The 24,285-nt window shown below is 71.5% G+C and carries 22 protein-coding genes; 12 read left to right on the top strand and 10 right to left on the bottom strand.

The window, feature by feature from the left end; translation table 11 throughout:
* Nucleotides 1-79: 79 nt before the first annotated feature.
* Nucleotides 80-1,063, bottom strand: coding sequence for a magnesium and cobalt transport protein CorA (locus ACLBWP_RS06425; RefSeq protein ID WP_243563106.1), 984 nt, complete (start codon nt 1,061-1,063; stop codon nt 80-82).
* A 118-nt stretch (nt 1,064-1,181) separates the two neighbouring features.
* Here ACLBWP_RS06425 and ACLBWP_RS06420 point away from each other — a divergent pair, with 118 nt between their 5' ends.
* A complete protein-coding gene (locus ACLBWP_RS06420; RefSeq protein ID WP_447654536.1) occupies nt 1,182-1,979 on the top strand; it encodes a tryptophan-rich sensory protein in 798 nt (265 codons plus the stop codon).
* A gap of 199 nt (nt 1,980-2,178) precedes the next feature.
* On the opposite strand, the gene ald is transcribed toward ACLBWP_RS06420, so the two are convergent.
* The 3 genes from ald to ACLBWP_RS06405 all read right to left on the bottom strand — a co-directional run bounded on the left by ald (nt 2,179) and on the right by ACLBWP_RS06405 (nt 5,447).
* Nucleotides 2,179-3,279, bottom strand: coding sequence for an alanine dehydrogenase (ald, locus tag ACLBWP_RS06415; RefSeq protein WP_447654535.1), 1,101 nt, complete (start codon nt 3,277-3,279; stop codon nt 2,179-2,181).
* 135 nt (nt 3,280-3,414) lie between these two features.
* Nucleotides 3,415-4,461, bottom strand: coding sequence for an AraC family transcriptional regulator (locus ACLBWP_RS06410; protein ID WP_243563103.1), 1,047 nt, complete (start codon nt 4,459-4,461; stop codon nt 3,415-3,417).
* A gap of 44 nt (nt 4,462-4,505) precedes the next feature.
* Nucleotides 4,506-5,447 (bottom strand): sugar-binding transcriptional regulator, encoded by a 942-nt coding sequence (locus ACLBWP_RS06405; protein WP_243563102.1) that lies wholly within the window; start codon nt 5,445-5,447, stop codon nt 4,506-4,508.
* A gap of 237 nt (nt 5,448-5,684) precedes the next feature.
* Between ACLBWP_RS06405 and ACLBWP_RS06400 the strand changes: the two genes are divergently transcribed.
* The gene (locus ACLBWP_RS06400) at nt 5,685-7,430 is read left to right on the top strand and encodes an FAD-dependent oxidoreductase (protein WP_447654534.1); all 1,746 of its coding nucleotides are present in this window, start codon (nt 5,685-5,687) and stop codon (nt 7,428-7,430) included.
* 155 nt (nt 7,431-7,585) lie between these two features.
* On the opposite strand, the gene ACLBWP_RS06395 is transcribed toward ACLBWP_RS06400, so the two are convergent.
* Together ACLBWP_RS06395 and ykgO are read right to left on the bottom strand one after the other, a co-directional pair.
* On the bottom strand, nt 7,586-8,242 hold the full coding sequence (locus ACLBWP_RS06395; RefSeq protein WP_447654533.1) for a histidine phosphatase family protein: 657 nt from the start codon (nt 8,240-8,242) through the stop codon (nt 7,586-7,588).
* A gap of 24 nt (nt 8,243-8,266) precedes the next feature.
* Nucleotides 8,267-8,389 (bottom strand): type B 50S ribosomal protein L36, encoded by a 123-nt coding sequence (gene ykgO, locus ACLBWP_RS06390; RefSeq protein ID WP_242088603.1) that lies wholly within the window; start codon nt 8,387-8,389, stop codon nt 8,267-8,269.
* A gap of 44 nt (nt 8,390-8,433) precedes the next feature.
* Between ykgO and ACLBWP_RS06385 the strand changes: the two genes are divergently transcribed.
* Nucleotides 8,434-9,468, top strand: coding sequence for a GTP-binding protein (locus tag ACLBWP_RS06385; protein ID WP_447654532.1), 1,035 nt, complete (start codon nt 8,434-8,436; stop codon nt 9,466-9,468).
* Nucleotides 9,469-9,539: 71 nt separating this feature from the next.
* On the opposite strand, the gene ACLBWP_RS06380 is transcribed toward ACLBWP_RS06385, so the two are convergent.
* Nucleotides 9,540-11,069 carry an MFS transporter gene (locus ACLBWP_RS06380; RefSeq protein WP_447654531.1) on the bottom strand — a complete coding sequence of 510 codons (1,530 nt, stop codon included), beginning with the start codon at nt 11,067-11,069 and terminating at the stop codon, nt 9,540-9,542.
* A 190-nt stretch (nt 11,070-11,259) separates the two neighbouring features.
* On the opposite strand from ACLBWP_RS06380, the gene ACLBWP_RS06375 reads away from it, so the two are divergent.
* On the top strand, nt 11,260-11,796 hold the full coding sequence (locus ACLBWP_RS06375) for a DinB family protein (protein WP_243563097.1): 537 nt from the start codon (nt 11,260-11,262) through the stop codon (nt 11,794-11,796).
* A gap of 73 nt (nt 11,797-11,869) precedes the next feature.
* Here the strand turns inward: ACLBWP_RS06375 and ACLBWP_RS06370 are convergent, their stop codons facing one another.
* The gene (locus ACLBWP_RS06370; protein ID WP_243563096.1) at nt 11,870-12,832 is read right to left on the bottom strand and encodes a sugar-binding transcriptional regulator; all 963 of its coding nucleotides are present in this window, start codon (nt 12,830-12,832) and stop codon (nt 11,870-11,872) included.
* 25 nt (nt 12,833-12,857) lie between these two features.
* Nucleotides 12,858-13,715 (bottom strand): GolD/DthD family dehydrogenase, encoded by an 858-nt coding sequence (locus ACLBWP_RS06365; protein ID WP_447654530.1) that lies wholly within the window; start codon nt 13,713-13,715, stop codon nt 12,858-12,860.
* An 88-nt stretch (nt 13,716-13,803) separates the two neighbouring features.
* Here ACLBWP_RS06365 and ACLBWP_RS06360 point away from each other — a divergent pair, with 88 nt between their 5' ends.
* The 5 genes from ACLBWP_RS06360 to ACLBWP_RS06340 all read left to right on the top strand — a co-directional run bounded on the left by ACLBWP_RS06360 (nt 13,804) and on the right by ACLBWP_RS06340 (nt 19,621).
* Complete coding sequence (locus tag ACLBWP_RS06360; RefSeq protein WP_308221892.1) at nt 13,804-14,928, top strand: zinc-binding dehydrogenase; 1,125 nt, start codon at nt 13,804-13,806, stop codon at nt 14,926-14,928.
* A gap of 57 nt (nt 14,929-14,985) precedes the next feature.
* Nucleotides 14,986-16,296 carry an MFS transporter gene (locus tag ACLBWP_RS06355; RefSeq protein WP_243563094.1) on the top strand — a complete coding sequence of 437 codons (1,311 nt, stop codon included), beginning with the start codon at nt 14,986-14,988 and terminating at the stop codon, nt 16,294-16,296.
* Nucleotides 16,297-16,365: 69 nt separating this feature from the next.
* A complete protein-coding gene (locus tag ACLBWP_RS06350; protein WP_447654529.1) occupies nt 16,366-18,108 on the top strand; it encodes a dihydroxyacetone kinase family protein in 1,743 nt (580 codons plus the stop codon).
* Complete coding sequence (locus ACLBWP_RS06345) at nt 18,105-18,584, top strand: ribose-5-phosphate isomerase (protein WP_447654528.1); 480 nt, start codon at nt 18,105-18,107, stop codon at nt 18,582-18,584. Before ACLBWP_RS06350 ends, ACLBWP_RS06345 begins: the two co-directional genes overlap by 4 nt.
* 137 nt (nt 18,585-18,721) lie before the next feature.
* On the top strand, nt 18,722-19,621 hold the full coding sequence (locus tag ACLBWP_RS06340; RefSeq protein WP_447654527.1) for a hypothetical protein: 900 nt from the start codon (nt 18,722-18,724) through the stop codon (nt 19,619-19,621).
* A gap of 5 nt (nt 19,622-19,626) precedes the next feature.
* On the opposite strand, the gene ACLBWP_RS06335 is transcribed toward ACLBWP_RS06340, so the two are convergent.
* Nucleotides 19,627-21,096 carry an FGGY-family carbohydrate kinase gene (locus tag ACLBWP_RS06335; RefSeq protein ID WP_447654526.1) on the bottom strand — a complete coding sequence of 490 codons (1,470 nt, stop codon included), beginning with the start codon at nt 21,094-21,096 and terminating at the stop codon, nt 19,627-19,629.
* Nucleotides 21,097-21,243: 147 nt separating this feature from the next.
* Here ACLBWP_RS06335 and ACLBWP_RS06330 point away from each other — a divergent pair, with 147 nt between their 5' ends.
* From ACLBWP_RS06330 to ACLBWP_RS06320, 3 genes are read left to right on the top strand one after another with little or no spacing between them, the layout of a single operon-like run.
* Complete coding sequence (locus ACLBWP_RS06330; protein WP_447654525.1) at nt 21,244-22,323, top strand: LolA family protein; 1,080 nt, start codon at nt 21,244-21,246, stop codon at nt 22,321-22,323.
* Nucleotides 22,324-22,361: 38 nt separating this feature from the next.
* Nucleotides 22,362-23,306 carry an ABC transporter ATP-binding protein gene (locus ACLBWP_RS06325; protein ID WP_243563089.1) on the top strand — a complete coding sequence of 315 codons (945 nt, stop codon included), beginning with the start codon at nt 22,362-22,364 and terminating at the stop codon, nt 23,304-23,306.
* Nucleotides 23,293-24,243 carry an ABC transporter permease gene (locus tag ACLBWP_RS06320; protein ID WP_447654524.1) on the top strand — a complete coding sequence of 317 codons (951 nt, stop codon included), beginning with the start codon at nt 23,293-23,295 and terminating at the stop codon, nt 24,241-24,243. Before ACLBWP_RS06325 ends, ACLBWP_RS06320 begins: the two co-directional genes overlap by 14 nt.
* Nucleotides 24,244-24,285 lie beyond the last annotated feature (42 nt).

Below are 24,285 nucleotides of genomic sequence, written 5' to 3'. Positions count from 1 at the left end.
CAGTATGTCAGAACCGCCGCGTCACCTTGGGTCAGAACCGGCGCTTCGCCTTGGGTCAGAACCAGCGCTGCACCTTGGGTCAGAACCAGCGCTTCACCTTGAAGACCACGAACAGGGCCGCGGCGAAGACGACCATCGCCAGGACGGCCAGCGGGTACCCCCACGTCCAGGTCAGCTCGGGCATGTGCGTGAAGTTCATGCCGTAGATCGCCGCGATCAGGGTCGGTGCGAACAGGATCGCCGCCCAGCCGGAGATCTTCTTGGTGTCGTCGTTCTGCTTCTGCGCCGCCAGGGTGGCATCGACCGTCAGGGCGTTCTGCAGCAGCTGCCGGAACGTGTCGAGCCGCTCCGCCGTGCGGATCGCGTGGTCGAGCACGTCGCGGAAGCGTCGCTGCATCTCGACCGGCAGGTGGTACTTCTCGGCCCCGCGGTGCAGGTTCTCGATCATGTAGACCAGCGGGCGGGCGGCACGCTGGAAGTCGACGACCTCGCCGAACAGCTCGTAGATGCGCTTCGACACGCCGGGCACCCCGGCGAACAGCTGGTCCTCGATCTGGTTGATGTCCTCTTCGAGCCCGTCGATCACCGGCATGTAGTCGTCGACGATCGAGTCCATCAGCGCCCAGAGCTGCGCCTGCGGGCCGGCCGTGACCAGTCCGGGCTTGCCGCTCATGCGCTGCAGGGCCCGCGGGACGACCTGCTGTCCGCGCGGGTCGGCCTGCACGACGGCCAGGAAGAAGTCGTCCCCGACGAACGCGTGCACCTCGCCGAACGCCACCTCTTCGAGCCGGTCGTTGTACAGCGCCGGTTTGAGGACCGCGAACAGCGTCGACCCGTACCGCTCGAGCTTCGGTCGCTGGTGCCCCTCGGCCGAGTCCTCCACCGCGAGCTCGTGCAGTCCGAGCGCGACGGCGACGTCCCCGAGCTCCTCGGCGTCCGGGCGGTACAGGACGATGCAGGTACTGGCGTCCTGGTCGGCCATCAGCCGGAAGGACTCGTCGAGCGAGGGGCTCGCCATCGGGGCGATGCGGTCGACGTACACGGTGTTCAGCTCGACGGTCACGTGCCCAGGCTACGCACGTCCCCCGCGGCCTGAGCACTCCCTGCGAGGGCCAGCAGGTCCGGGCATAGCGTGGGGTCTTCAGCATGCTGACGACGGCGTGCCGACGAGAGGAGTGACCATGCGATGGTTCCGGAAGATCGCGATCGCGGCGAGCGCCGTCATCGCCCTGGTGGGCTCGTTCATCGGGTCGGGCGCCGCGGGTGGCACGCCGATCCAGGACGCCGCCGGAGGGGCACTGTCGGCATCGTCGACGGCGATCGCCCCCGGTGGCCCCGCCTTCGGCATCTGGAGCGTCATCTACACCGGGCTCATCGCGTTCGCGATCTGGCAGTTCCTGCCGCGTCACGCCGACCAGGAGCGTCACGACCGTTTGGCCGTGCCCGCGGTGCTGTCGCTGTTGCTCAACGCCGCATGGATCCTGTCCGTGCAGTTCGGGTTCCTGTGGGCGAGCGAGCCGATCATCGTCGCGCTGCTCGCGGTGCTGGTGTGGGCGTTCGTCATCCTGCGGCGCACACGACCGTCGGGCATCGTCGAGGCGATCGTCACCGACGGCACGTTCGGGCTGTACCTCGGGTGGCTCTGCGTCGCGACGGCCGCCAACACCGCCGCGGTGCTGACCGCCGCCGGCTTCCGCGGCTTCGGGCTCGGGCAGGACGTGTGGGGCGTCGTCGTGGCGCTCGTCGCCGGGGTCGTCGGGGTGCTGGTGGCACTCGGCGGTCAGGGACGGTTGTCCCCGGTCGTCTCGCTCGCCTGGGGTCTGGCGTGGGTCGCGGTCGCGCGGCTCGACGGACCCCTGGTGTCGGTGCCCACCGCGGTCGCGGCCATCGTCGCCGCTGCCGTCGCGGTCGTCGTCACCCTCGTGGTGCGGGCCCGCGCGGGGTTCCGCGCCCCGGCCCCGCGCCTGACGGTCCGCTAGCCCGGGCCTGCGCGCGGCGCCGCGCGCGATCCGCCCGAGACCGCGACATTGCGCCGCTACCCGGCCCCAACCCCAACCCCCACGCGAAAGCGACAGTTCGCCGCGGATGTTCCGCGGCGAACTGTCGCTTTCGCGATGAACCGGGAGTGAGCTCCGGCGCGGGCCGCGTCGGCGCGCGGGCCGGGCCGGGCCGGGCGCGTCAGCGCGCGGCGGCGACCAGGCCGTGGGCAGCGGCGACGGCCTCGTTCGTGACCTGACCGGCGTGCACGTTGAGGCCGCGAGCCAGGGCAGCGTCGGCCTCGAGTGCCTGCTCCCACCCCTGGTCGGCGATCGCCAGCGCGTACGGCAGCGTCGCGTTCGTCAGCGAGATCGTCGACGTGCGCGGGACCGCTCCGGGCATGTTCGCCACGCAGTAGTACACGGCGTCGTGCACGCGGAAGGTCGGGTCGTCGTGCGTGGTCGGCCGCGAGCCCTCGAAGCAGCCACCCTGGTCGATGGCGATGTCGACGAGCACCGACCCCGGGCGCATGTCGGCGACCATGGCGTCGGTGACGAGCTTGGGCGCGGAAGCACCGGGGATCAGCACCGACCCGATCACCAGGTCGGCGTCGCGCAGGGCCGACGCGATCGCGTGCGTCGAGGACCGCAGCGTCGTGATCCGTCCGTCGAACCGGGCGTCGAGCGCACGCAGGCGGGGCAGGCTGATGTCGAAGACCGTGACGTCGGCGCCCAGGCCGAGCGCCATCGCCGCGGCGTGCTCCCCCGCGACACCGCCACCGATGACGACCACGCGACCCTTCGGCGTGCCGGGGACACCACCGAGCAACAGGCCACGTCCGCCGTGGGCGCGCATCAGGTGGTTCGCACCGACCTGGGTCGACAGCCGTCCGGCGATCTCGGACATCGGGGACAGCAGCGGCAGCGACCGGTCGGGCAGCTGGACCGTCTCGTAGGCGATCGCCGTCGCGCCCGATGCGATCAGCGCGTCGGTCAGGGGACGGTCGGCCGCCAGGTGCAGGTAGGTGAACAGGACCTGCCCGGGTCGGATCGACGCGTACTCGGACGCGACGGGCTCCTTGACCTTGAGCACGAGCTCGGCCTGTTCCCAGACCTGGGACGCGGACGGCACGATCGTCGCGCCCGCGACCTGGTACTCGGCGTCCGGGAAGGACGAGCCGTCGCCGGCCCCGGCCTGCACGAGCACCTGGTGGCCGTGCATCGTCAGCTCGGCGACACCCGCCGGCGTGGCGGCGACGCGGAACTCGTTGTTCTTGATCTCGGTGGGGACGCCGATGCGCATGGCGGACTCCTTCGTGGGCTGCGGTGCGGCCGGGCCGCGGTGACACCCACCATCCAGCCACTCGTGCGTTTCACGCAGGTTGCGGCCGAACATCCGGATGACGATCTCCGGATCCGTGCGATCAGATTCGGTGGATCAGCTCCGGCTGCGGAGCGACTCGCTCGGCAGTTCGCCGAACCGGGCCCGGTAGGCAGCCGAGAACCGTCCCAGATGTCCGAAGCCCCAGGCCCGGGCGATGTCCGCCACCGAGGTCTCGTCGCGGTCAGCCCGACGCAGGTCGGTGTGCGCGCCGTCGAGTCGGACACCGCGCAGCAGGTCACCGGGCGTCTGGTCGAGGTGGCGACGCAGCGACTGCTGCAGGCCGCGTGGGCTGAGCCCTGCGGCCGAGGCGATCTCGGGGGTACCGATCGCCTCGCTGGCGTGGGCGTGCACGAACTCGAGCGCACGGCGGAGGCGGTCGTGCTCGGGACCCGTGCCGGGGACCGATGCACGCCAGGTCGTGCGCTGCGGGAAGGCCCGGAGTGCGGCACTGGCGAACGCGTCGGCGACCGCACGGCGCGCGGTGTCACCGAGCGTGTGACCCATGTCGAGCCATGTCGCCGAGTGCGCACGAACGGCCTGCTGCCAGACGTGCGCGCCCTCGGCCGTCGGACGCTGCAACGGCTCGAACGCGAAGTCGGCGTCGCCCGCGAGCTCGGCCACGAACGAACGGTCCAGCTGCACGAGGTTGAGCGCGATGTCACGGTGGTGCAGCTGGTAGGCACCGTCGCTCGGCAGCACGACGGGGATGCCCGGCTGCAGGTCGATGCTGTGTCCGGCGTACGAGATCCTGCTGGTGCCCGAACGCAGCCACACGACGATGAACTCGTCCTCGACCAGGGACTCGCTGCGCAGGTCGACCTGGAACCGGGAGCTGCGCAGGGACATCCGCTCGTCACCGACGCCGGCGAAGCTCCAGCTGGCGGCGGTCGATGTCCGGCGGACGGCAGGCGTCCGCAGGTCGTAGTCGGCCGAGAAGAACGCGAGGGCCTGGTCGACGTCCGAACCGGCGAGTCGCTTCGACCAGCGGCCGTCGGCGGTCCCGCGGCGGTCCGGGACGCTCGTCACGCACCGCTCGGCACCGGGCACGGCAACGGCCGTGCGCAGCGCCTTCGGCGAGGTGGTTTCGGTGGATGGCACCATGCACCCGAACGTACGACGAGCCACCGACAAACGCGTGGCGCCCGTCAGTTCTGCAGGATCGCCTGCCCGATGCTCTCGTCGAGGATCAGGTCGGTGATCAGCCCGGCGGCCAGGGCACCGCGCAGGGACGCCGCCTTGCCACGACCGGCGACGACGCAGATCCGCCGTGGCGCACGTTTGATCGTGTCGAGGTCCGGGCCGCCGGCGCGCGCATTGACACCGATGTCCCGCCACGACCCGTCCGCGCGGTAGAACACGGTGGACACGTCACCCACGACCTTGGCCTTCGCCAGCTCCTCGCGGTCGGCGGGGTCGAGGTACCCGCCGGAGTACACGTGCGAGGGCACCGGGGCCTGCGGCGCACCGACGCCGAACACCACCACGTCCATCCGCTCGTGCAGGTCGAGCACGCGGCGGATGGAACGTTCGCGGAACAGGGCCTCCTTCGTGGCGGGGTCGTCGAAGAACGCCGGCACCGGGAACTGCTGCACGAGCGCGCCGTACGCCTCGCCGAACCGCCGCAGGATCTCCGAGGCGTAGACGATGCCCGTCGTCCGGGTGTTGGCCGCGCCGTTCACCTGCACGACGGTCGATCCGTGCGTGGTCTTCGGCACGAGGTACCGGCTGACGGCACTCACCGTCGAGCCCCACGACAACCCGATCACCATGTTCGACTCGATGTACTGCGTCAGGATCCGCGCGGCGGACAGCGCGACCCGTTCGAGCCGGTCGACGTCGCTGGTGTGGTCAGGGACCGGGACGACGTGCGCGTGCACCCCGAAGCGGGCCCGGATGCTCCGACTGAGCGCCGCGGCCTGGTCGAGCGGCGACCGGATCTGGATGTCGACCAGGCCGGTGTCCCTGGCGTGCTTGAGCAGCCGCGAGACCGAGGACCGCGACGTCCCGAGTTCGTCCGCGATGGCGTCCATCGTCAGGTCTTGCAGGTAGTACAGGTGTGCGGCGCGCAGCGCCTGCTGCGTGCGCATCGGCTGGGCCGCGTCAGACAACCGGATCACCGGCACTCGAGGACATGGAGCAACCATGCACGGACGTGCACGGCCTCTGCAAGCCCGACCGAGCCTCCAGTGCCTGATCGGAGCCGCCACCGGGCGTGCCGACACCGGTGCTGCACGTTCGTGCACGCAGGTTGCCCGGACTTCTCGACAGGCGCACGATCGGATGCAAGACCACAGAACCGACCCCAGAAAGCGATGCGTACGCACATGTCGAAGACGACGCAGCCCCGACGCACGGTGACCGCCCTCACCGAGCGCCCCAACGCACAGGTCCTGGTGGTGGGTGGCGGCATCAACGGCATCGCCACCTTCCGCGACCTCGCCCTGCAGGGTGTCGACGTCGCGCTCGTCGAGCGCGGCGACTACGCCTCCGGCGCCTCCGCGGCGTCCAGCCACATGATCCACGGCGGCATCCGCTACCTGGAGAACGGCGAGTTCCGCCTGGTGCGTGAGAGCGTGCAGGAGCGCAACGGCCTGATCCGGATCGCCCCGCACTACGTCAAGCCGCTGCAGACGACGATGCCGATCTTCTCGACGTTCTCCGGCATCATGAACGCCCCCTTGCGCATGCTCACGCACAAGCAGCGCTCCACCAAGGAGCGCGGCGCGATGCTGATCAAGATCGGCATGACGATCTACGACTCGTTCTCGCGCGACGGCGGCTCGGTCCCCAAGCACGTCTTCCGCACCAAGAAGGCGGCGCTGTCGGACATGCCGGCGCTCAACAAGGACCTGAAGTACACGGGCACCTACTACGACGCCAGCGTGCACGAGCCGGAGCGCCTGGCGCTCGACGTGCTCAAGGACGGCCTGGCCGCCGGCACCGGGACCGGCTCCGCCGCGACCGCCCGTGCGACCAACTACGTCGAGGCCGCCGGCACCCGCGACGGTGGCGTGCTGCTGCGTGACCTGGAGACCGGCGAGGAGTTCGCCTTCCAGGCCGACGTCGTGATCAACGCATCCGGCCCGTGGACCGACCTGACGAACCAGGCGTTCGGCGGCGAGACGAAGTACATGGGCGGCACGAAGGGCTCCCACATCGTCGTGCAGAACGACGAGCTGCTCGAGGCGACCAAGGGCCGCGAGCTGTTCTTCGAGAACGACGACGGCCGCATCGTGCTGATCTACCCGCTCAAGGGCCGCGTGCTCATCGGCACGACCGACATCGACGCCGACCCGTCGAAGCCCGTCACGACCACCGACGAGGAGATCGACTACTTCTTCGGCCTGGTCAAGCACGTGTTCCCGCAGATCGAGGTCACCCGCGACCACATCGTCTACAGCTACTCGGGCATCCGGCCGCTCCCCCGCCACGAGGACACCGCCCCCGGCTTCGTGTCCCGCGACTACCGGATCGTCGACACCCAGATCCCCGGGCTCGGTGACACCACCGTGCTGTCGCTCGTCGGCGGCAAGTGGACGACGTTCCGTGCCCTCGCCGCGCACCTGTCGACCGAGGCCACGCAGAAGCTCGGCGTCGCCCGCAAGGTCGACACGACCGGGATGGCCATCGGCGGCGGCAAGGACTTCCCGACCACGGACGCCCAGCGCGCCCTGTGGATCAAGTCGCACCGTGACGGGCTCGACGAGTCCCTGGTCGAGGGGCTGCTCGAGCGCTACGGCACCCGTGCGGCCGAGGTCGTCGACGTGCTGACCGACGGTCCGGTCGAGCCGCTCGAGTCCGACCCGGCGCTGACCCGCGCCGAGGTCGCGTACTTCGCCGAGCACGAGCAGGCCGTCCACCTGATCGACGTGGTGCTGCGTCGCACGAACCTGGCGTTCGTCGGCGGGGTCACGATCGACCTGCTCGACGAGCTGGCGGACGTGCTGGCCGGTGCCCTCGGCTGGAGCACCGAGGAGCGTGCGGACGAGATCCAGCACACCCTCGACGTGCTGCGCGAGGCGCACGGCGTGATCGTGCCGCTCACCGCCACGGCGGCCCACGCGTCGTAGACCCGCACCAAGACGGACGGGAGGCCCGGTGCCAGCTGGCACCGGGCCTCCCGTCCGTCTGTGGCGGGGTCACACCCCGCGAAAGCGACAGATCGTGCCGGAACGTCGGCGGCAGACTGTCGCTTTCGCGACAGGGTTGCGACCCACCGCTCTCGCTAGAACCGCTCGCCGGTCGGGTCCTGCGCGGTCCGGTCGATCAGGTCGTCGCCGCCGATCGGCTCACCCTCCCAGTCGACCAGGCGCCAGCCCTCGGCCGTCGAACCCTCGAGCTCGACGACACCGGTGTTCTCGAGGTGCCGGTCGGCCCCCAGGTCGTTCGGGGTGTTCTGCGCGGTCGTCGCGGCCCAGATCCGGATGGCAGCGCCGTGGCTGAACGCCGCGGCGACCTGTACGCCGGTGTCCTCGATCTGCCGGACCGCATCGTCGTACCGGTCGAAGAAGTCCTCACCGGTCTCGGCGCCGGGCATCCGGGCCTCGCGCTCCCCCGACGCCCACGCGTAGCAGGCGGCCAGGTAGCGCTGCACCGAGGTCTGGTCGCGCTTGCCCTGCAGGTCCCCCGCCTCGATCTCGCGGAGCCCGGGGAGCACGACCGGCTCGAGCCCGAGCGCGGTGGCGAGCGGCGCGGCCGTCAGCTGCGTGCGGAGCATGGACGACACGAACAGGCGCTCGATCCCCCGCTCGGCCAGGGCCGCCGGCAACGCCTGGGCCTGCTGCTCACCGAGCTCGGTGAGCCCGGGACCGGGGACCTCGGCGTCCAGGATGCCGGAGACGTTGGCGGGGGTCTGGCCGTGACGGATCAGGAGCAGTCGCATGCTGCCACCCTACGGAAGACGCGATCAGCCCTGACGCGTGTTCCACCGTGGGTTCTGCTTGTTGATCACATACACCCGGCCGCGCCGGCGCACCACCTGCGATCCGGGGATCTTCTTCAGTGCCTTGAGCGAGTTGCGGACCTGCACGGCATCCTCCTTGTTGATAACGGTTTTCATGTAGCGTAGTCCGCATGCGCCCCGCCGTCATCACCCTCGTCTCCGCTCTGCACCAGGCCGACGCCGATCGTGTCGCCGTCCTGCTGGCCCGCCGAGGCACCCGCGGGAGCACCGACCACCGGATGCACGTCGCCGGCAGTGCGTTCACCGCCGCTCGTGCGATCTCCGCCCGCACGGACCAGCTCGACCGGGCGTGCGGACCGGAGGCCGACCACGGACTCGTCGTGACCCTGGCGCCCGGAGCGGACACCCGCGCCGTCGGCATGCTCCTGGCGAACGCCGCCCGCGCCGAGCACGGGCACGACCGGGTCCTCCGCCACGCGGTGACGGTCCTGCGCGCCGACGACGTCGCCCACCTGCTCTGGTCCGACGTCGACGACGCCTTCGTCGCCGCCGACCGCATCGCGTCGCTGGCGGAGTACGCCACGGTGATCGCCCTCGACCGGCTCGGGCCGCTGTCCGGTCGACGCCGGCGGGCACTCGTCGCGCTGCTGCACCGGATGGCGCCGTACGCGTCGATCATGGCCCTGGACCACCTGCGCGGCCCCGACGACCTGCCCGCGTCGAACGGCGGTGCCGCACGGTTGCTGGCGACCGGCGCCGGGTGGATGGTGGCGCTGTCGAGTGGCGCCGACCTGGGGCGGGACGTCGACGACGAGCTGGTCACGATGCGCTACCGCGAGCCGCTGCCGTTCCACCCGGGGCGCCTGGCCACCGTGATCGCCGAGGACCTGGCCGCCGGGGTCAGCGGCCGGGTGCTGCGCTCGCGGGGGTTCTTCCGGCTGGCGTCGCGGCCGGACCACGTCGGTTCGTGGTCGAGCTTCGGCGCGATGCTCGCACTCGACCCGACCGCCAACCCGTCCTGGGACGAGGACGCCCCGATCGGCCAGGCGCTGTGGTTCGTCGGCGAACGGCTCGACGTGCGCGGGATCGAGCGTGCCCTCGACTCGGCGCTCCTGACCCCGGCCGAACTGCTCGCCGGGCCGGACGTCTGGCGCTCGTGGGCCGATCCGTTCCCGGTCTGGCCGGCGCTGCACGACCACGGGTGAGAGAGGCCGGAGGGCTTCCGACGCGGAACGACATCGCCGCCGTCGTCCGACAGCGGCGATGTCGTTCTGCGTCAGCGGCCGGCGCGCGCCCCGGTGACCGGCTCGGCAGCAGCCTCCGCGGCGTCCTGCGCGGCGAACGGCAGGTCCCCCAGGTCCAGGTGCGGGTTCGTGTCCTGCGTCAGGACGAGCTCGCGGGCCTCGGCGGCGGTCTCCACCGCGGGCATCGATCCCGGCAGCGGCCGCTGGGACGACTCCTTCATGCAGAACACCCCGATCGCACCGAGGACGCTCATCGCCATCAGGAAGTACGCGGGGGCGAGCTCGTCGCCCGTCGCCGTCAGCAGTGCCTGCACGATGAGCGGCGTCGTCCCACCGAACACCGCGATCGCGATGTTGTACGCGAAGCCCATGCCGCCGTACCGCGTCGACGTGGGGAACAGCGCGGGCAGGGACGCCGCCTGGTTCGAGACCCACAGCGCGGTCATCAGCGCCAGCAGCGCCAGTCCGGACAGGGTCGACCACTGCTCGCCGTGGCCGATGAGCAGGAACGCGGGCACGACCAGCACGACGGTGGTGGCGGCGCCGATCCACATCACGACGCGTCGGCCGAGCCGGTCCGAGAGCTTGCCGGTCAGGGGCAGCATCACGGCGAGCAGCACGAGCACGGGGATCGTCAGGAGCGTGCCGTCGATCGCGGAGTACCCGAGCGAGTCGGTCAGGTAGGTCGGCATGTAGCTGGTCAGGGCGTAGCCGACGGTGTTCGACGCGGCGACGAGCATCACGGCGATGACGATCGGACGCCAGTGCTCGCGGACCATCGCGACGACACTCGTGGGGCGCTGCCCAGAGGCGTCGGCGCGGGCCTCGCTCGCTGCCTCTTGCGCCGCCTGGGTGGCCTGGAACGCGGGCGACTCCTCGATGCGCAGCCGGAACCAGATGGCCACGGCACCGATGACACCGGCGGCCAGGAACGGCAGGCGCCAGCCCCACGCGGTCATGGTCTCCTCGCCCAGGGTGATCTGCAGCACCGAGACGACCGTCGCACCGAGCGCGAAGCCCATGTAGCTGCCGAAGTCGAGGATGCTCGCGAAGAACCCGCGGCGGCGGTCGGGGGCGTACTCCGTCACGAACGTGGTGGCCCCGGCGTACTCACCGCCCGTCGAGAACCCCTGCAGCAGCTTGAGCACCACGAGCACGATCGGCGCGAGCACCCCGATCGTGGCGTACGCGGGCAGCACCCCGATCAGGAACGTCGACGCCGCCATCATGATGAGCGTCGTCGCCAGCACCTTCTGCCGGCCGATCCGGTCACCCAGACGGCCGAAGACGATCCCACCGAGCGGGCGGGCGATGTACGTCGCCGCGAAGACCCCGAGGCTGAACAGGATCTGCACCGCGGGTTCGGCGGTCGGCAGGAACACGCGGCCCATCGTGACGGCCAGGTAGCCGTACACGCCGACGTCGTACCACTCCATGGTGTTGCCGACGACCATGCCGCTGACGGCCTTGCGCATCATGCTCTTGTCGACGACGGTGACGTCGCTCTCGCGGAGCCGACGGACTGGCCGTCGGCGCTCGGTACTGCTGGGATCGGAACCCATGTCTCTCCTCGATCGGGTGTACTGCCGACCCTCCGGTCGGACGAACAGCCGACGACGTTACCGAGCAACTGGAATGTCATTGACCGGTGATTCCCAGGGACCGGGCGTGTCATCCACCCGGCGGAGCCCGCCCGATCCGCACGGTTCCGCGGAAGCGCCGGGGCCTGCCACGATCTCGTACGATCGGGCCATGGCGATCGAACCGGACACCAAGAACTGGACATGGGTCATCGGGACACCGTGCCCGGACTGCGGCTACGACGGCAGCACGACGACGATCCGCGACGTGCCCGGCATCGTCGAAGCGAACGCCACCGGCTGGCCGACCGCGCTCGCCCGGTCCGACGTCCGTGACCGACCGGACGATGCGACGTGGTCGACGCTGGAGTACGCCGCGCACGTGCGCGACGTCCACCGGAAGATGACCGAGCGGCTGACGCTGATGCTGACCGAGGACACCCCGACGTTCGCGAACTGGGACCAGGACGCCACGGCGATCGAGGACGCCTACGACCAGCAGGACCCCGCGACGGTCGAGCGGGAGCTCGGCGAGGCGGCACACCGGGCAGCGCGCGCGTTCGACGACGTCCGCGACGACCAGCTCGAGCGCACCGGGCTGCGCTCCGACGGCAGCGCGTTCACGGTCGCCTCGCTGGCGGTCTACTACGCGCACGACCCGGTGCACCACCTGTGGGACGTGCGGCGCAGCCACCAGGGCCGGCTGTAGTCGGACGGGAGGCGCGTGGCGGGCCCGCCCCGGGCCTCCCGTCCGGTGCCGGGTCGCGCCCACGGCGCGGCGGTCAGGCGAGCGCGTCGAGCAGTGCGCGTGCCGTGGCCGCGTCCGACACCAGCTCGTTGACCAGCCCGCCACGGACCGCGCCGATGATGCTCGGGACCTTCGCCTCGCCGACGGCCACACCGACGGCGTGCGGCACGGCGGCCAGCACCTGACGTGACGTGCGCACCATCCGGTCGCTGCCGGGGAACTCGATCGCCGAGCCGTCGGGCGCGTAGAAGTTCAGGCAGACGTCGCCGGCGGCGCGGTCGAACGCCTGGTCCTCGACCGGGACGCCCCGTGCAAGGGCGTCGCGGGTGGGTGTCGGGGCGCCGACCCCCAGGATCGCGCCCTTCGCCCGACCCCACAGGCCGATGACGTGCTGGAAGGCGGGGTCCTCGTCGAGGGTCGCGCGCATCGCCTGGGACGGCAGGGCCTGGGCGAACAGGAACGCCGGGATCGCACCGGAGTGCTCGGCGGCGGTGCGGGTGATCTCGTTCGTCTGGAACCAGGGCATCGGGTCCGCCTGACCGCCGACGGTCGGGACGAGCTGCACGCCCGGCAGCTGCGGCATGCCCGCGTGGGCGACGTCGTACACGGTGCGCCCCGACGACATCAGGACCGCGTCGCCGGGCTGCAGCCCCATCCCCTCGACCGCACTGGCGAGCGGTCCCGCCAGGTCGGCGCCGAGTGTGGCGGTGTGCGTGACCGCTGCCAGGTGCACCGCGTGCAGGCCGAGCTTCACCTGCAGGCGTTCGGCGAGCGCCACCGTCTCGTCCTGGAACGGGTCGACGACCTCGATGCGGACGAGTCCGGCGCGGCGAGCCTCGGCGACCAGCCGCGACACCGTCGGGCGCGAGACCCCCAGTCGCGAGGCGATCTCGACCTGGGTGGCGTCCTCGAGGTAGTACATCCGCGCCGCCTGGTACACGGTGTCGAGCGGGAAACGGGGGCGGGCTCCGTCCGGGGTGGGGGTCTCGGCGGACATGGGGCGATCGTAGCCGCGCCGGGTCTCAGCGGATCGTGAACCCGCCGTCCACACGGAGGTCCGCGCCGTTCACCATGGCGCTCGACGCCGACGCCAGGAACAGCACCGCCGCCGCGATCTCGTCCGGGGTGGCGAACCGGCCGGTCGGGATCTCGTCCTGGTGCCGGAGGCCCTTCTCGTTCGCCCAGGCGCCACGGCCCAGGTCGGTCAGCACGACGGTGGGCGACACGGTGTTCACGGTGACCCCGCGGCGGCCCCACTCGAGCGCGAGCACGTGGCTCAGCCCGATCACGCCGGCCTTCGACGCGCAGTAGGCCGCGTGGCCGTCGATGCCGACGTGCGCCGCCTGCGAGGCGATGGTCACGACGCGGCCGTAGCCGGCGGCGAGCATGTGGCGGCCGACGGCCTGGGTGACGCGGTGGGTGCCGGTCAGGTTCACCGCGATCGTGGTGTCCCACGCGGCGGCGTCCAGGTCCTCTGCCGGGGCGAGGATCGCGACGCCTGCGCAGTTGACGAGGACGTCGATGCGGCCGAAGTGCTCGGCCACCGCGGTGACGGTGGCGTCGACCCCGGCCTGGTCGGTGACGTCGCAGCCGAAGCCGGCGTGCGACGCACCGGCACCCGCAGCCGCAGCCGCACCAGTCTCGGCACCGGACCCGTCGGGCGGGTTGGGCAGGGCGGCCGCGGCCTCGACGGCGCCCTCGGCGCGGACGTCGACGATCGCGACGCGCGCTCCCCGCGCCGCCAGTGCGACGGCGATGGCGTTCCCGATGCCGGACGCACCGCCGGTGACGATCGCGGTGCGCCCGGAGAAGTCGTTGGTCAGGTCGACGGTGTCGGGACCCGGACGGAGTGCGTCGGTGAACTCGGTGCTGTCGGTCATGGTCGGACCGTACCAGAAATTGTGTTCTGGACAAACGTTCTGCAAGGTGTACAGTCGTCCGCGAAGCCACCCGATGAAGGAGCAGCTCATGTCGATGACGACGAACACCACCACCCAGACCACCTCGGCGATCCCCACGACGATGCGTGCCGTCGTCGTCCACGGCCCCGAGGACTACCGGCTCGAAGAGCGCCCCGTCCCGGTCCCCGGTCCGGGCGAACTGCTGCTCCGCACCGACGCGGTCGGCATCTGCGCGAGCGACCTGAAGTGCTACCACGGTGCCGCCAAGTTCTGGGGCGACGAGAACCGCGCCGCCTGGGCCGAGACCGACCGCATCCCCGGGCACGAGTTCGTCGGCACGATCGTCGCAGGCGACGACGACGCCCTGGCCAAGCGCAAGGTCGCCCTCGGGGACCGCATCGCCTGCGAGCAGATCGTCCCCTGCTGGGAGTGCCGCTACTGCCTCGAGGGCGCGTACTGGATGTGCAACGTCCACGACATGTTCGGCTTCAAGGGCTACGACGGCGCGATGGCCGAGTACGTCCTGGTGCCGGCGAAGGCCCTGACGCACCCCGTGTCGAGCGCACTGCCCGGCCAGGTCGCAGCGTTCGCCGAGCCCCTGTCGTGCGCCTTCCACGCCGTCGAGCGCGGGGACATCAAGTTCGGCGACACCGTGGTGATCGCCGGCGCCGGCCCGATCGGCCTGTCCGCCATCGCCGGTGCCCGGCAGAAGAACCCGCTCCGGATCATCGCGCTCGACGTCGTCGACGCCAAGCTCGACCTGGCGGAGAAGGTCGGCGCGGACATGACGATCAACATCGCCGAACACGACGCGGTGTCGATCATCAAGGAGCTGACCGACGGCTACGGCGCCGACGTCTACATCGAGGCGACCGGCCACCCCTCGGCGGTCCCCCAGGGCCTGAACCTGCTGCGCAAGCTCGGCACCTTCGTCGAGTACTCGGTCTTCAAGGACGCCGTGTCGGTCGACTGGTCGATCATCTCGGACGACAAGGAGCTCGACGTCCGCGGCGCCCACCTCGGCCCGCACACCTGGCCCGCCGCGATCAAGCTGCTCGAGGCCGAGACGCTGCCGATGGACGAGATCTGCACGCACCAGTTCCCGCTCGAGCGCTTCCAGGACGCCCTCGACCTGGTCGGCGACTCCGCCGGCGCCAGCGTCAAGGTGTCGATCATCCCCTCGATGTCCTGAGCCGACCTGACCCACCCGACCCGACCCGACCACCCGGAACAGTCCAGGAGACTCTCGATGTCGACGACGACACAGCGCAGCGCTGCGCCCACAACACCCCGCCCCGAGGGCCGCCTCGACCGGATGGGCATCCCCCGTCCGCTCGCACTCGGGTTCCTCGCCGTCCTGGTCTTCATGACCGGCAACGGCGTCGAGTCGAACTTCATCACGCCGCACATGGTCGCCGTGCTCGGGTCCCCCGAGGCCACGGTGGCGACGATCGTGACGTTCTACAGCCTGGCCGCCCTGATCGGCAGTTACGTGTCGGGCGCCCTGTCCGACCTGATCGGCCCGCGCCGGGTGATGATCATCGGCTTCGCCGTCTGGGTCGTGTTCGAGGTGCTCTTCCTCATCGCGCTCGGTGTCGGCAGCGTGCCGTTCGCCGCGACCGCCTATGCCATCCGCGGCTTCGGCTACCCGCTCTTCGCGTTCGCGTTCCTGGTGTGGGTGAACATCACGACGCCCGTCGAGCGCAACGGTTCGGCCGTCGGGTGGTTCTACGTGGCCTTCACCGGTGGCCTGCCGACGCTGGGCTCACTGTTCGCCATCGGGGCGATCCCGGTGTTCGGCGGGGGCACGGTGGGTGAGACCGGCGCGATGGTCGCCTCGATCGGCCTGGTCGTGATCGGGTTCCTCATCCTGCTGTTCGGCGTGCGGCTGCCCAACGGGTTCCGTCGGATCGCCCCCGAGGGAGAGAGCGCCTGGCGGGTCCTGACCAGCGGCATCCGGCTGACGGCCACACGCCCGAAGGTCCTGATGGGCTTCCTGGTCCGCCTGATCAACACCGCGCCCGAGTTCGGCATGTTCGTCGTGCTGCCCGCCGTGATCGCGAACGACCGCGGGTGGGGCCAGAGCCGGTGGCTGCTGATGACCGTGTGCGTCTACGCGACGAACATCCTGGTCAACGCGCTGTTCGGCTGGGTCGGCGACAAGATCGGCTGGCAGCGCACCGTCAAGTGGTTCGGGATCATGGGCTCGGCGATCGGGCTCGTCGCCTGGTGGTACGTCCCGCAGCTCGTCCCGGCCGGCTCGACCTGGGGCTACGTGCTCTCCGTGATCGCCGGCTGCGTGTTCGGTTGCCTGCTCGCCGGCTTCGTCCCGATGGGCGCGATCATGCCGGCGCTCGCACCCGACCACAAGGGCGCGGCGATGGCGATGTACACGACGGCTGCCGGTGGGGCGGCGTTCCTCGGCACGGGTGTCGTCGCGGCGGTCTTCGCCCTGGGCGGCGGCGGCCAGGCGGTGACCTGGACCTTCGTCGGCCTGTACGCCTGCGCCTTCGTGATGATCCACTTCCTCAAGGTGCCGCAGGGCGAGCGCACGCACTGACCGACCCCGCCTGACCGTCGGCCCACCGGGCAGGCGCACACTGAACCCCGACACGACAGGACCCCGCACATGACCACGATCCACGACGACCCCGACGAGTTCGCCGAGGACCAGCTCGCCGGCTGGCTCGCGCTGTACGCCGACCGGGTGCGCGGTGTCCACGGCGGCGTCGTGGCCCTGCCGACCGAGCACGCCGAACCGCAGGTCGCGGTCGTCGTCGGCGGTGGCTCCGGCCACTACCCCGCGTTCTGCGGCGTCGTGGGCCCGGGCTTCGCCACGGGCGCGGTGGTGGGCAACGTCTTCACCTCGCCCTCGACGGCCCAGGTGTACGCGGTCGCCAAGGCCGCCGACCAGGGCCGGGGCGTCGTGCTGTCGTTCGGCAACTACGCCGGGGACACGATGAACTTCGGGCTGGCGGCCGAGCGGCTGAACGCCGAGGGCATCGACACCCGGATCGTGATAGTCACCGACGACGTCGCCAGCGCGGACGACGTGTCGAAGCGCCGTGGGATCGCCGGGGACTTCTCGGTGTTCAAGGCGATGGGTGCGGCAGCGGCCACAGGTGCGGACCTCGACCAGGTCGAACGCGTCGGCACGGCGGCGAACGCGGCGACCCGCACGATCGGGGTCGCGTTCTCGGGCTGCACGATGCCCGGGGCCACCGAGCCGCTGTTCACCGTTCCCGACGGTCACCTGGGCCTGGGGCTCGGCATCCACGGCGAGCCCGGCATCGAGGACGTCCCCCTGCTCCGCGCGACGGACCTGGCGGCGCTGCTCGTCGAGCGGCTGCTGGCCGAGCGTCCCGCGGGCGCGGGCACCCGTGTCGCGCCGATCCTGAACGGGCTGGGCGACACGAAGTACGAAGAACTCTTCCTGCTCTGGGGCCGAGTGCTCCCCCTGCTGCAGGAAGCCGGGCTCGAGGTCGTGGACCCCGAGGTCGGCGAGCTCGTCACCAGTCTGGACATGGGCGGCTGCTCGCTCACCCTCCAGTGGCTCGACGACGAGCTCGAGACCCTGTGGCGCGCCGACGCGTACACGCCCGCCTACCGCAAGGTGGCGGCGCCGGTCGCGGCGCTCGTGCCGGCCGAGGCAGTGGCCGATGCCGAGACCGAGGCACTGGTCGCGCCGGACGCGACCGAGGCCTCCCGTCGGGCCGCGCAGACCGCGCGCGCCGCGATCGAGGCGATCGACGCCCTGCTGCGCGAGCACGAGGACGAGCTGGGCCGCATCGACGCGGTCGCGGGCGACGGCGACCACGGTCGCGGCATGGTCAAGGGGATCGGTGCCGCCCGCAAGGCGGTCGACCAGGTCGCCCAAGAGGCCGGGGTCGCCTTCGTCCTGGGCCGCGCCGGTGACGCGTGGGCCGAGTTCGCGGGCGGCACCTCCGGGGTGCTGTGGGGTGCGGCGCTCGAGGCCTTCGGCCGCTCGCTCGGCGACGACCGCGCCGCGATCGCGGCGAGCGACGTCGTCGATGCCGCCCAGGCCTTCGCGGACTCGATCGTGCACCTGGGCGGCGCCTCGCGCGGGGACAAGACGCTGCTCGACGCCCTGCTGCCGTTCGTCGATGCGCTGGACTCCTCGGTCAAGGCCGGTCAGTCGCTCGCTCCCGCATGGCAGGCTGCCGCGGAAGTGGCTCGTGACGAGGCCCTGAAGACCGCCGACCTCACGCCGAAGGTGGGGCGTGCGCGACCGCTGGCCGAGAAGAGCCTGGGGACGCCCGACGCGGGTGCCACCTCGATGGGGATGATCCTCACGCGCGTCGGCGAGGTCCTCGCCGACCGTGCAGCAGACAAGGAAGGAACGCACGCATGACGTACCGTCTCGTGATCGGCTCGGACGACGCCGGGTTCGACTACAAGGAGATCATCAAGCAGGACCTGGAGCGCGACGACCGGGTGGCGTCCGTGGTGGACGTCGGGGTCGACGCGGACGGGCACACCGCCTACCCGCACGTCGCCGTCGACGCTGCCCGCATGGTGGCGAACGGCGAGGCCGACCGGGCGATCCTGATCTGCGGGACCGGGCTCGGCGTCGCGATCAGCGCGAACAAGGTCCCCGGCATCCGGGCCGTCACCGCGCACGACTCGTACAGCGTCGAGCGCTCCGTGCTGTCCAACGACGCGCAGGTGCTCTGCATGGGGCAGCGCGTGATCGGCGTCGAGCTGGCCAGGCGCCTGGCGAAGGAGTGGCTCGGCTACGAGTTCGACACCTCGTCGGCGAGCGCCGAGAAGGTCGCCGCCATCTGCGAGTACGACGGCAGCGCCCCGGCCGGCGTCGACGCGCAGTAGCGCGGCCCGCGGCCGCGGCCGCGGCCGCGGCCGGCCAGGGCAGTTCGCACAACGAAAAGCAGTCCGCGCCACGCATCCGTGCGGCGCGGACTGCTTCTCGTTGTGCAGCGTCAACCCGCGCCACCTACGCTCGGGTCATGCACGTCATCACGGCAGTCGAGCGCGGATCGTGGCTGGTCGACCGGGTCGGGGCCTGGGGGCGGGTCGGCGGCGTCACGGGCACCGGCTTCGCGGCGTCGGCCAGGATCTTGCACCCCGTCCCTGCACATCGGGAGGACCTCCGGGTCACGGATGCCTGGGGCGGGCACCCCGTCGTCGAGTCAGCCACCTGGCGCTGGGCGGACGTCGCTCGTCGCACCGGTCGGACCATGCACCCACTCGTCCAGTGGCACCGGCTGACGGACCAGGAGTCGATCATGTCGTTCGACGACGGTTGGTGGATCGGACAGGTGGAGGACGGCCGACTCGAGCCCACCCTGCTCGCCTCCCTGACCGAGCACCTGGCGCAGGCGACGGCCACCCCGCAGGACGTCGTGGCCGCAGTCTGGAACGGATGGGGAGATCCCCACACCTCCAGCAGCGTGTACGTCGGGCACGCGGACGGGTCAGAGCTCTCGGACACCGAGATCGCCGCCATGCAGGAGACGGCCGTCGCGAGGATGCGGGAGGCGGCCGTCGCGGCGATGTACGCCGAGCCCCGCGCCACCACTGCGTTGACGACGCTGGACTGGCCGGGTCGCGAGTTCGTCCTGCTGCAGACCACACTCGACGACCTGGCCGACCCCGGCTGGGCCGACCGAGCGCCGTCCGACCTCCCCGTCGACGTGTCCAGGGGACCGCAGTTGCTCTGGCCGGAGGGCCACGAGTGGGTCGTCGCGTCGGAGATCGACTGGGACTCGACCATCGTTGCCGGCTCACGTGCGCTCGTCGACGCGGTGCTGGCCGACGACCGGTTCGAGGCCCACGAGGTCGACGAGCACAGCGACCTCACCTGGGACGGCGACCACGTCAACCCGCGTCACACCCCCGGCGACTGACCGCGTCAGCCCCGCGCCGCCAGCCGGTGCACCACGGCCTTCGTCGCCTCGTACAGCTCGCGGTAGTCGCGGTACCCGTCCTCGTACGCCGCGTGCGCGACGGGGTCCGGCTCGATGCGCTCGGCGGGCGGGTTCCACGCGGCGATGTCGACCTTCGCGACGAGCGCCGCGGCCAGGAACGCCGACCCGTACGCGGCGCCCACGGTCACCGTCGGGATCGTCTGCGGCAGCCCCGTCACGTCCGACACGATCCGCGGCCACAACCGCCCGAGCAGCCCGCCGCCCGCACCGACCAGCTCGTCGACGGCCACCCCCGCACCGCGCAGCACCTCGACGTTGTGCCGCACGGCGAACGCGGTCGCCTCGAGCGTCGCCCGGTACAGGTCGCCCCGCGTGTGGCGCACGGTCAGTCCGGCGATGACCCCGCGCGCGTCCGGGTCCGCGATCGGCGTCCGCTCGCCCGCGAAGTACGGCAGCATCAGCAGCCCGCGCGCGCCGATCCCGGACGCGTCCGCCTCGTCGAGCATCGATCGCCAGTCGCCGTCGACCAGCCGCCGGAGCCACTCGGTGATCGCCCCCGAGGTCGCCATCCCACCGGACACGCTCGGCTGCTCAGGGTGGGTGCCGACGGTGGTCCACATCCCCGGCACGGGGGTCGGCTCGGGGGTCGGCACGATCATGAACATCGTGGTGCCGTACTGCAGGAACATCCGCCCCGGCACGGACTCCCCCACGCTCACCCCTTCCGCCCAGGCGTCGATGGTGCCGGCGGTCACCGGGATGCCGGCCGGGAGGCCCGTGGCCGCGGCCGCCGCGTCGGTCACCGTCCCCGCCTGGTCGCCGGACCAGAGCAGACGCGGCATGGGCAGGCCGGGCGCCAGTCGGTCGCACCACTCCGGGATCCACGCGTTGGTGCGGACGTCGTACAGCGGGGTCGTCTGGCTGGCGGAGTGGTGGTCGAGGACGTACTCCCCCGTCAGCAGCTCGACCACGCGCGACGACAGCATCGTGAACCGTGCCGCTCGCCGCCACACCGCGGGCTCGTTGCGTGCGACCCACGCGAGCTTGGCGCCGGCGGCCTGGGTGCTCAGGGCCGAACCGCAGCGCTGCCGGATCGTGTCCTCGCCACCGAGCTCGGCGGTCAGGTCGTCGAGCATCGCCGACGTGCGGGTGTCGATGCCGTACAGCACGGCCGGGCGCAGCGGTTCGCCGGCGTCGTCGGTCAGCAGCACGCAGGGGCCGATGCCACTGACGCCCACCGACGCCACCTCGACGTCGGGTGCGATGGCCAGCAGTTCGCGCGTCAACGCGCCGAACTCGTCCCACCAGACGGCACCGTCCATCTCGACCAGGCCCTGCTCGGGGCGGTCGACCTCGTGGTGCCGGACGACCTCGGCAATGACGTGTCCGTCGAACCGCACCAGCAGCGCCTTCGTGCTCGACGTCCCGATGTCCAGACCGAGCACTGCCCGCATGCCGTCTCCTTCGCCGCCATCCGACCCGACTCGGCCGCACACCCGAGTCTACGAAGGTCCACGGACCGCGTCGGACCCGGTCGGAGCACAGCGGACTGTCGGTTGCCGGACCTACTGTGCTCTCGACTCGAAGCAAGGGGATCCCTGATGAAGAAGTCCGCATGGCTGCCCGCCGTCATCGCACCCGTGGTCGTCGCCGGTGTGATCGCCGCTCCGGCCCTGGCCAACGCCGCCAGCACGCCGCTCGCCGGTGCGAACCCCACCGCGGCCGACGTGATCGCCAGCGTCGCGAAGTCGTCCGACGCGCAGTACTCCGGCAAGCTCGCGCAGACGAGTGACCTCGGGCTCCCCGAACTGCCGACCGGCTCGGGCGGGTCCTCGCTCGAGGGCAACGCCTCCGACGCGCTGAGCATGCTCACCCAGTCGCACACCGCCCGCGTGTACGTCGACGGCGCGTCCAAGCAGCGGATCCAGGTCACGCAGCAGCTCGCCGAACAGGACCTCGTCCGCAACGGCAGCGACGTCTGGACCTGGGACTCGAAGCAGCGCGAAGCCACGCACGTCACCCTGCCGAAGGACACCGCCAAGTCGCTGCAGAACGGCACGACCACCCCGGCCGACATCGCGAAGCAGGCCATCGACGCGATCACGCCCAGCACCACCGTCTCCAAGCCGATCAGCACCACGGTCGCCGGACAGCGCGCGTGGCAGATCACGCTGACGCCCAAGTCCTCCGACACCCTGGTCGGCCGCGTCCAGCTCGCCGTCGACCAGCAGACCGGTCTCCCGCTGCGCGCGACCGTCCTGGCGACGGGCCAGTCCGACCCCGCGTTCCAGGTCGGGTACACCAGCCTGTCGTACGGCGCTCCGGCCTCGCGCCTGTTCGACTTCACCCCGCCGTCGAACGCGAAGGTCACCACGAAGGACCTCTCCGGCGAAGCCGACCACGCGAAGCACCACGACGGCGCGAAGGGCCACGCGGGCGACCGCAGTGGCGCACCGACCACCACGGGCACCGGGTGGGCCACGATCGCCGAGCTCCCGGCCGGCAGTGCGGACACCAGCAGCCTCGACGCCGACGGCACCTCGCTGCTGAACCAGGTGACCCGAGCCGTCGACGGCGGCCGCGCGATCCAGACCTCGCTGGTGTCGGTGTACCTGACCGATGACGGTCGTGTCCTGGCGGGTGCCGTGCCGGTGTCGTCCCTGGTCGCCGCCGCCAAGTGAGCACGACGGCACCGACCCGACCGGACCGGTCAGTTCCCGTGACGGAGACGGACCTGGCGATCCGCACGACGGGCCTGGCGAAGGTCTTCCGGAAGCAGCGCGCGGTCGACGGCATCGACCTCGCGGTGCCCCGGGGGTCCGTCTACGGGTTCCTCGGGCCGAACGGCTCCGGCAAGACCACCACCATCCGGATGCTGCTCGGACTGTCGTCCGCCACGGGTGGCTCGATCCAGGTGCTCGGGGAGTCGATGCCGAAGGCACTGCACTCGGTGCTGCCGAAGGTGGGCGCGCTGGTCGAGGGGCCGGCGTTCTACCCGTACCTGTCCGGCCGGGCCAACCTGTCACGCTTCGACGCCGCCGACCCCACCTCGGACGCCCGCACGCGCAAGGAGCGGGTCGCCCGGGCGCTCGACCGGGTCGGGCTGACCCACGCGGCCGACAAGAAGGCGCACGCCTACTCCCTCGGCATGAAGCAACGGCTGGGTCTGGCGAACGCACTCCTGACACCGCGCGAGCTGCTCGTGCTCGACGAGCCGACGAACGGCCTCGACCCGCAGGGCACGCGCGAGGTCCGGAACCTCATCCGTTCCCTGGCCGACGACGGCACCACGGTGTTCGTCTCGAGCCACCTGCTGGCCGAGATCGAGCAGGTCTGCACCCACGCCGGGGTGATGCGCACGGGCAAGCTCGTCGCGCAGGGCACACTCGACGACCTGCGCTCGGCCGGTGCCCGCACGGTGACCGTCCGCACGCCCGACCTCGGGCAGGCCGGCTCCGTCCTGATGCGGCTCGGCCTGACCCCGCGGCACGACGGCGGCGCGGATGCACTGGTCGCCGACCTGCCGGCGACGCTGCTGACCGAGACCATCGTCACCGAACTGGTGCAGGCCGACGTCCGGGTGCGCGGGATCGCGGTCGGCGGCGGCACCCTCGAGGACCTGTTCGTGGCCCTGACCGGGGAGGGCTTCGATGTCGCTGCCTGACCCGACCAACGCGACCACGGCCTCCAGTCCGGACGGCGACGCGACGGCGCAGTCGGCCGCGCAGCAGTCGGCCGCGCAGCCGCAGCAGCAGGACGCGCCGCGAACGTCGCCGTCCCGAACCCGCACGCGCACCTTCGCCCTGCTCGGCTCCGAGCTCGCCCTCGTGTTCCGCCGCCGCCGCACGTGGGCGATGCTCGGTGCGCTGGCGCTCGTACCGGTCCTGATCGCAGTCGCGGTCCGGATCACCACGGGCGGCGACTCGGGCGGCCCCGCCTTCCTCGGCGACATCACCAACAACGGCCTGTTCGTGTCGTTCACCGCGCTGACGGTGTCGATCCCGCTGTTCCTGCCGCTCACGGTGGGGGTCGTCGCGGGCGACACCGTCGCGGGCGAGGCCAGTCACGGCACGCTCCGCTACCTGCTCGTCGCACCGACCGGGCGCCTGCGCTTCATCCTGGTCAAGTACGTCGGCGCGGTGGCGTTCTGCCTGGCGGCCACGCTCGTCATCGTGCTCGTCGGTGCCGCCATCGGGGCACTGCTGTTCCCGATCGGCCCGGTCACCCTGCTGTCGGGCACCCAGGTCGACGGGTGGTCCTACGCCGGCCGTGCACTGCTGCTCGCGCTCTACGTCACGCTGTCGATGCTCGGGCTGTCCGCCATCGGGCTGTTCGCGTCGTCGCTGACGAACGTGCCCGTCGGCGCGATGGCGGCCACGGTCGTCCTCGCCGGGGCGTCCCAGGTGCTCGACCAGCTGCCGCAGCTCGACTGGCTGCACCCGTTCCTGTTCTCGCACCAGTGGCTCGGCTTCGGTGATCTGCTGCGCGACCCGATCGCCTTCGACTCGTTCGGCAGCAACGCCGTGCTGCAGCTCTGCTACGTCGCGGTGTTCGGCACCCTGGCGTACGGCCGGTTCGCCTCGAAGGACATCCTGAGCTGAAGCGGTGTCACGACAACGGGCCCCGGTGAACCACCGGGGCCC

It is taken from the genome of Microbacterium sp. M1A1_1b, from assembly GCF_053345565.1.
Note: the sequence above shows the minus strand (reverse complement) of the source record. Positions and strands in the feature narration are given on the sequence as shown.

Bases quoted from the DNA above. Each gene is read 5' to 3' on its own strand.
- ACLBWP_RS06380 (WP_447654531.1), bottom strand. From the start codon at position 11,069: ATGGGTTCCGATCCCAGCAGTACCGAGCGCCGACGGCCAGTCCGTCGG.
- ACLBWP_RS06340 (WP_447654527.1), top strand. From the start codon at position 18,722: ATGCACGTCATCACGGCAGTCGAGCGCGGATCGTGGCTGGTCGACCGG.
- ACLBWP_RS06365 (WP_447654530.1), bottom strand. From the start codon at position 13,715: ATGACCGACAGCACCGAGTTCACCGACGCACTCCGTCCGGGTCCCGAC.
- ACLBWP_RS06330 (WP_447654525.1), top strand. From the start codon at position 21,244: ATGAAGAAGTCCGCATGGCTGCCCGCCGTCATCGCACCCGTGGTCGTC.
- ACLBWP_RS06405 (WP_243563102.1), bottom strand. From the start codon at position 5,447: ATGCGCACGCAGCAGGCGCTGCGCGCCGCACACCTGTACTACCTGCAA.
- ACLBWP_RS06360 (WP_308221892.1), top strand. From the start codon at position 13,804: ATGTCGATGACGACGAACACCACCACCCAGACCACCTCGGCGATCCCC.
- ACLBWP_RS06375 (WP_243563097.1), top strand. From the start codon at position 11,260: ATGGCGATCGAACCGGACACCAAGAACTGGACATGGGTCATCGGGACA.
- ACLBWP_RS06420 (WP_447654536.1), top strand. From the start codon at position 1,182: ATGCGATGGTTCCGGAAGATCGCGATCGCGGCGAGCGCCGTCATCGCC.
- ACLBWP_RS06370 (WP_243563096.1), bottom strand. From the start codon at position 12,832: ATGTCCGCCGAGACCCCCACCCCGGACGGAGCCCGCCCCCGTTTCCCG.
- ACLBWP_RS06350 (WP_447654529.1), top strand. From the start codon at position 16,366: ATGACCACGATCCACGACGACCCCGACGAGTTCGCCGAGGACCAGCTC.
- ald (WP_447654535.1), bottom strand. From the start codon at position 3,279: ATGCGCATCGGCGTCCCCACCGAGATCAAGAACAACGAGTTCCGCGTC.
- ACLBWP_RS06385 (WP_447654532.1), top strand. From the start codon at position 8,434: ATGCGCCCCGCCGTCATCACCCTCGTCTCCGCTCTGCACCAGGCCGAC.
- ACLBWP_RS06410 (WP_243563103.1), bottom strand. From the start codon at position 4,461: ATGGTGCCATCCACCGAAACCACCTCGCCGAAGGCGCTGCGCACGGCC.
- ACLBWP_RS06400 (WP_447654534.1), top strand. From the start codon at position 5,685: ATGTCGAAGACGACGCAGCCCCGACGCACGGTGACCGCCCTCACCGAG.
- ACLBWP_RS06355 (WP_243563094.1), top strand. From the start codon at position 14,986: ATGTCGACGACGACACAGCGCAGCGCTGCGCCCACAACACCCCGCCCC.
- ACLBWP_RS06395 (WP_447654533.1), bottom strand. From the start codon at position 8,242: ATGCGACTGCTCCTGATCCGTCACGGCCAGACCCCCGCCAACGTCTCC.
- ACLBWP_RS06320 (WP_447654524.1), top strand. From the start codon at position 23,293: ATGTCGCTGCCTGACCCGACCAACGCGACCACGGCCTCCAGTCCGGAC.
- ACLBWP_RS06345 (WP_447654528.1), top strand. From the start codon at position 18,105: ATGACGTACCGTCTCGTGATCGGCTCGGACGACGCCGGGTTCGACTAC.
- ACLBWP_RS06335 (WP_447654526.1), bottom strand. From the start codon at position 21,096: ATGCGGGCAGTGCTCGGTCTGGACATCGGGACGTCGAGCACGAAGGCG.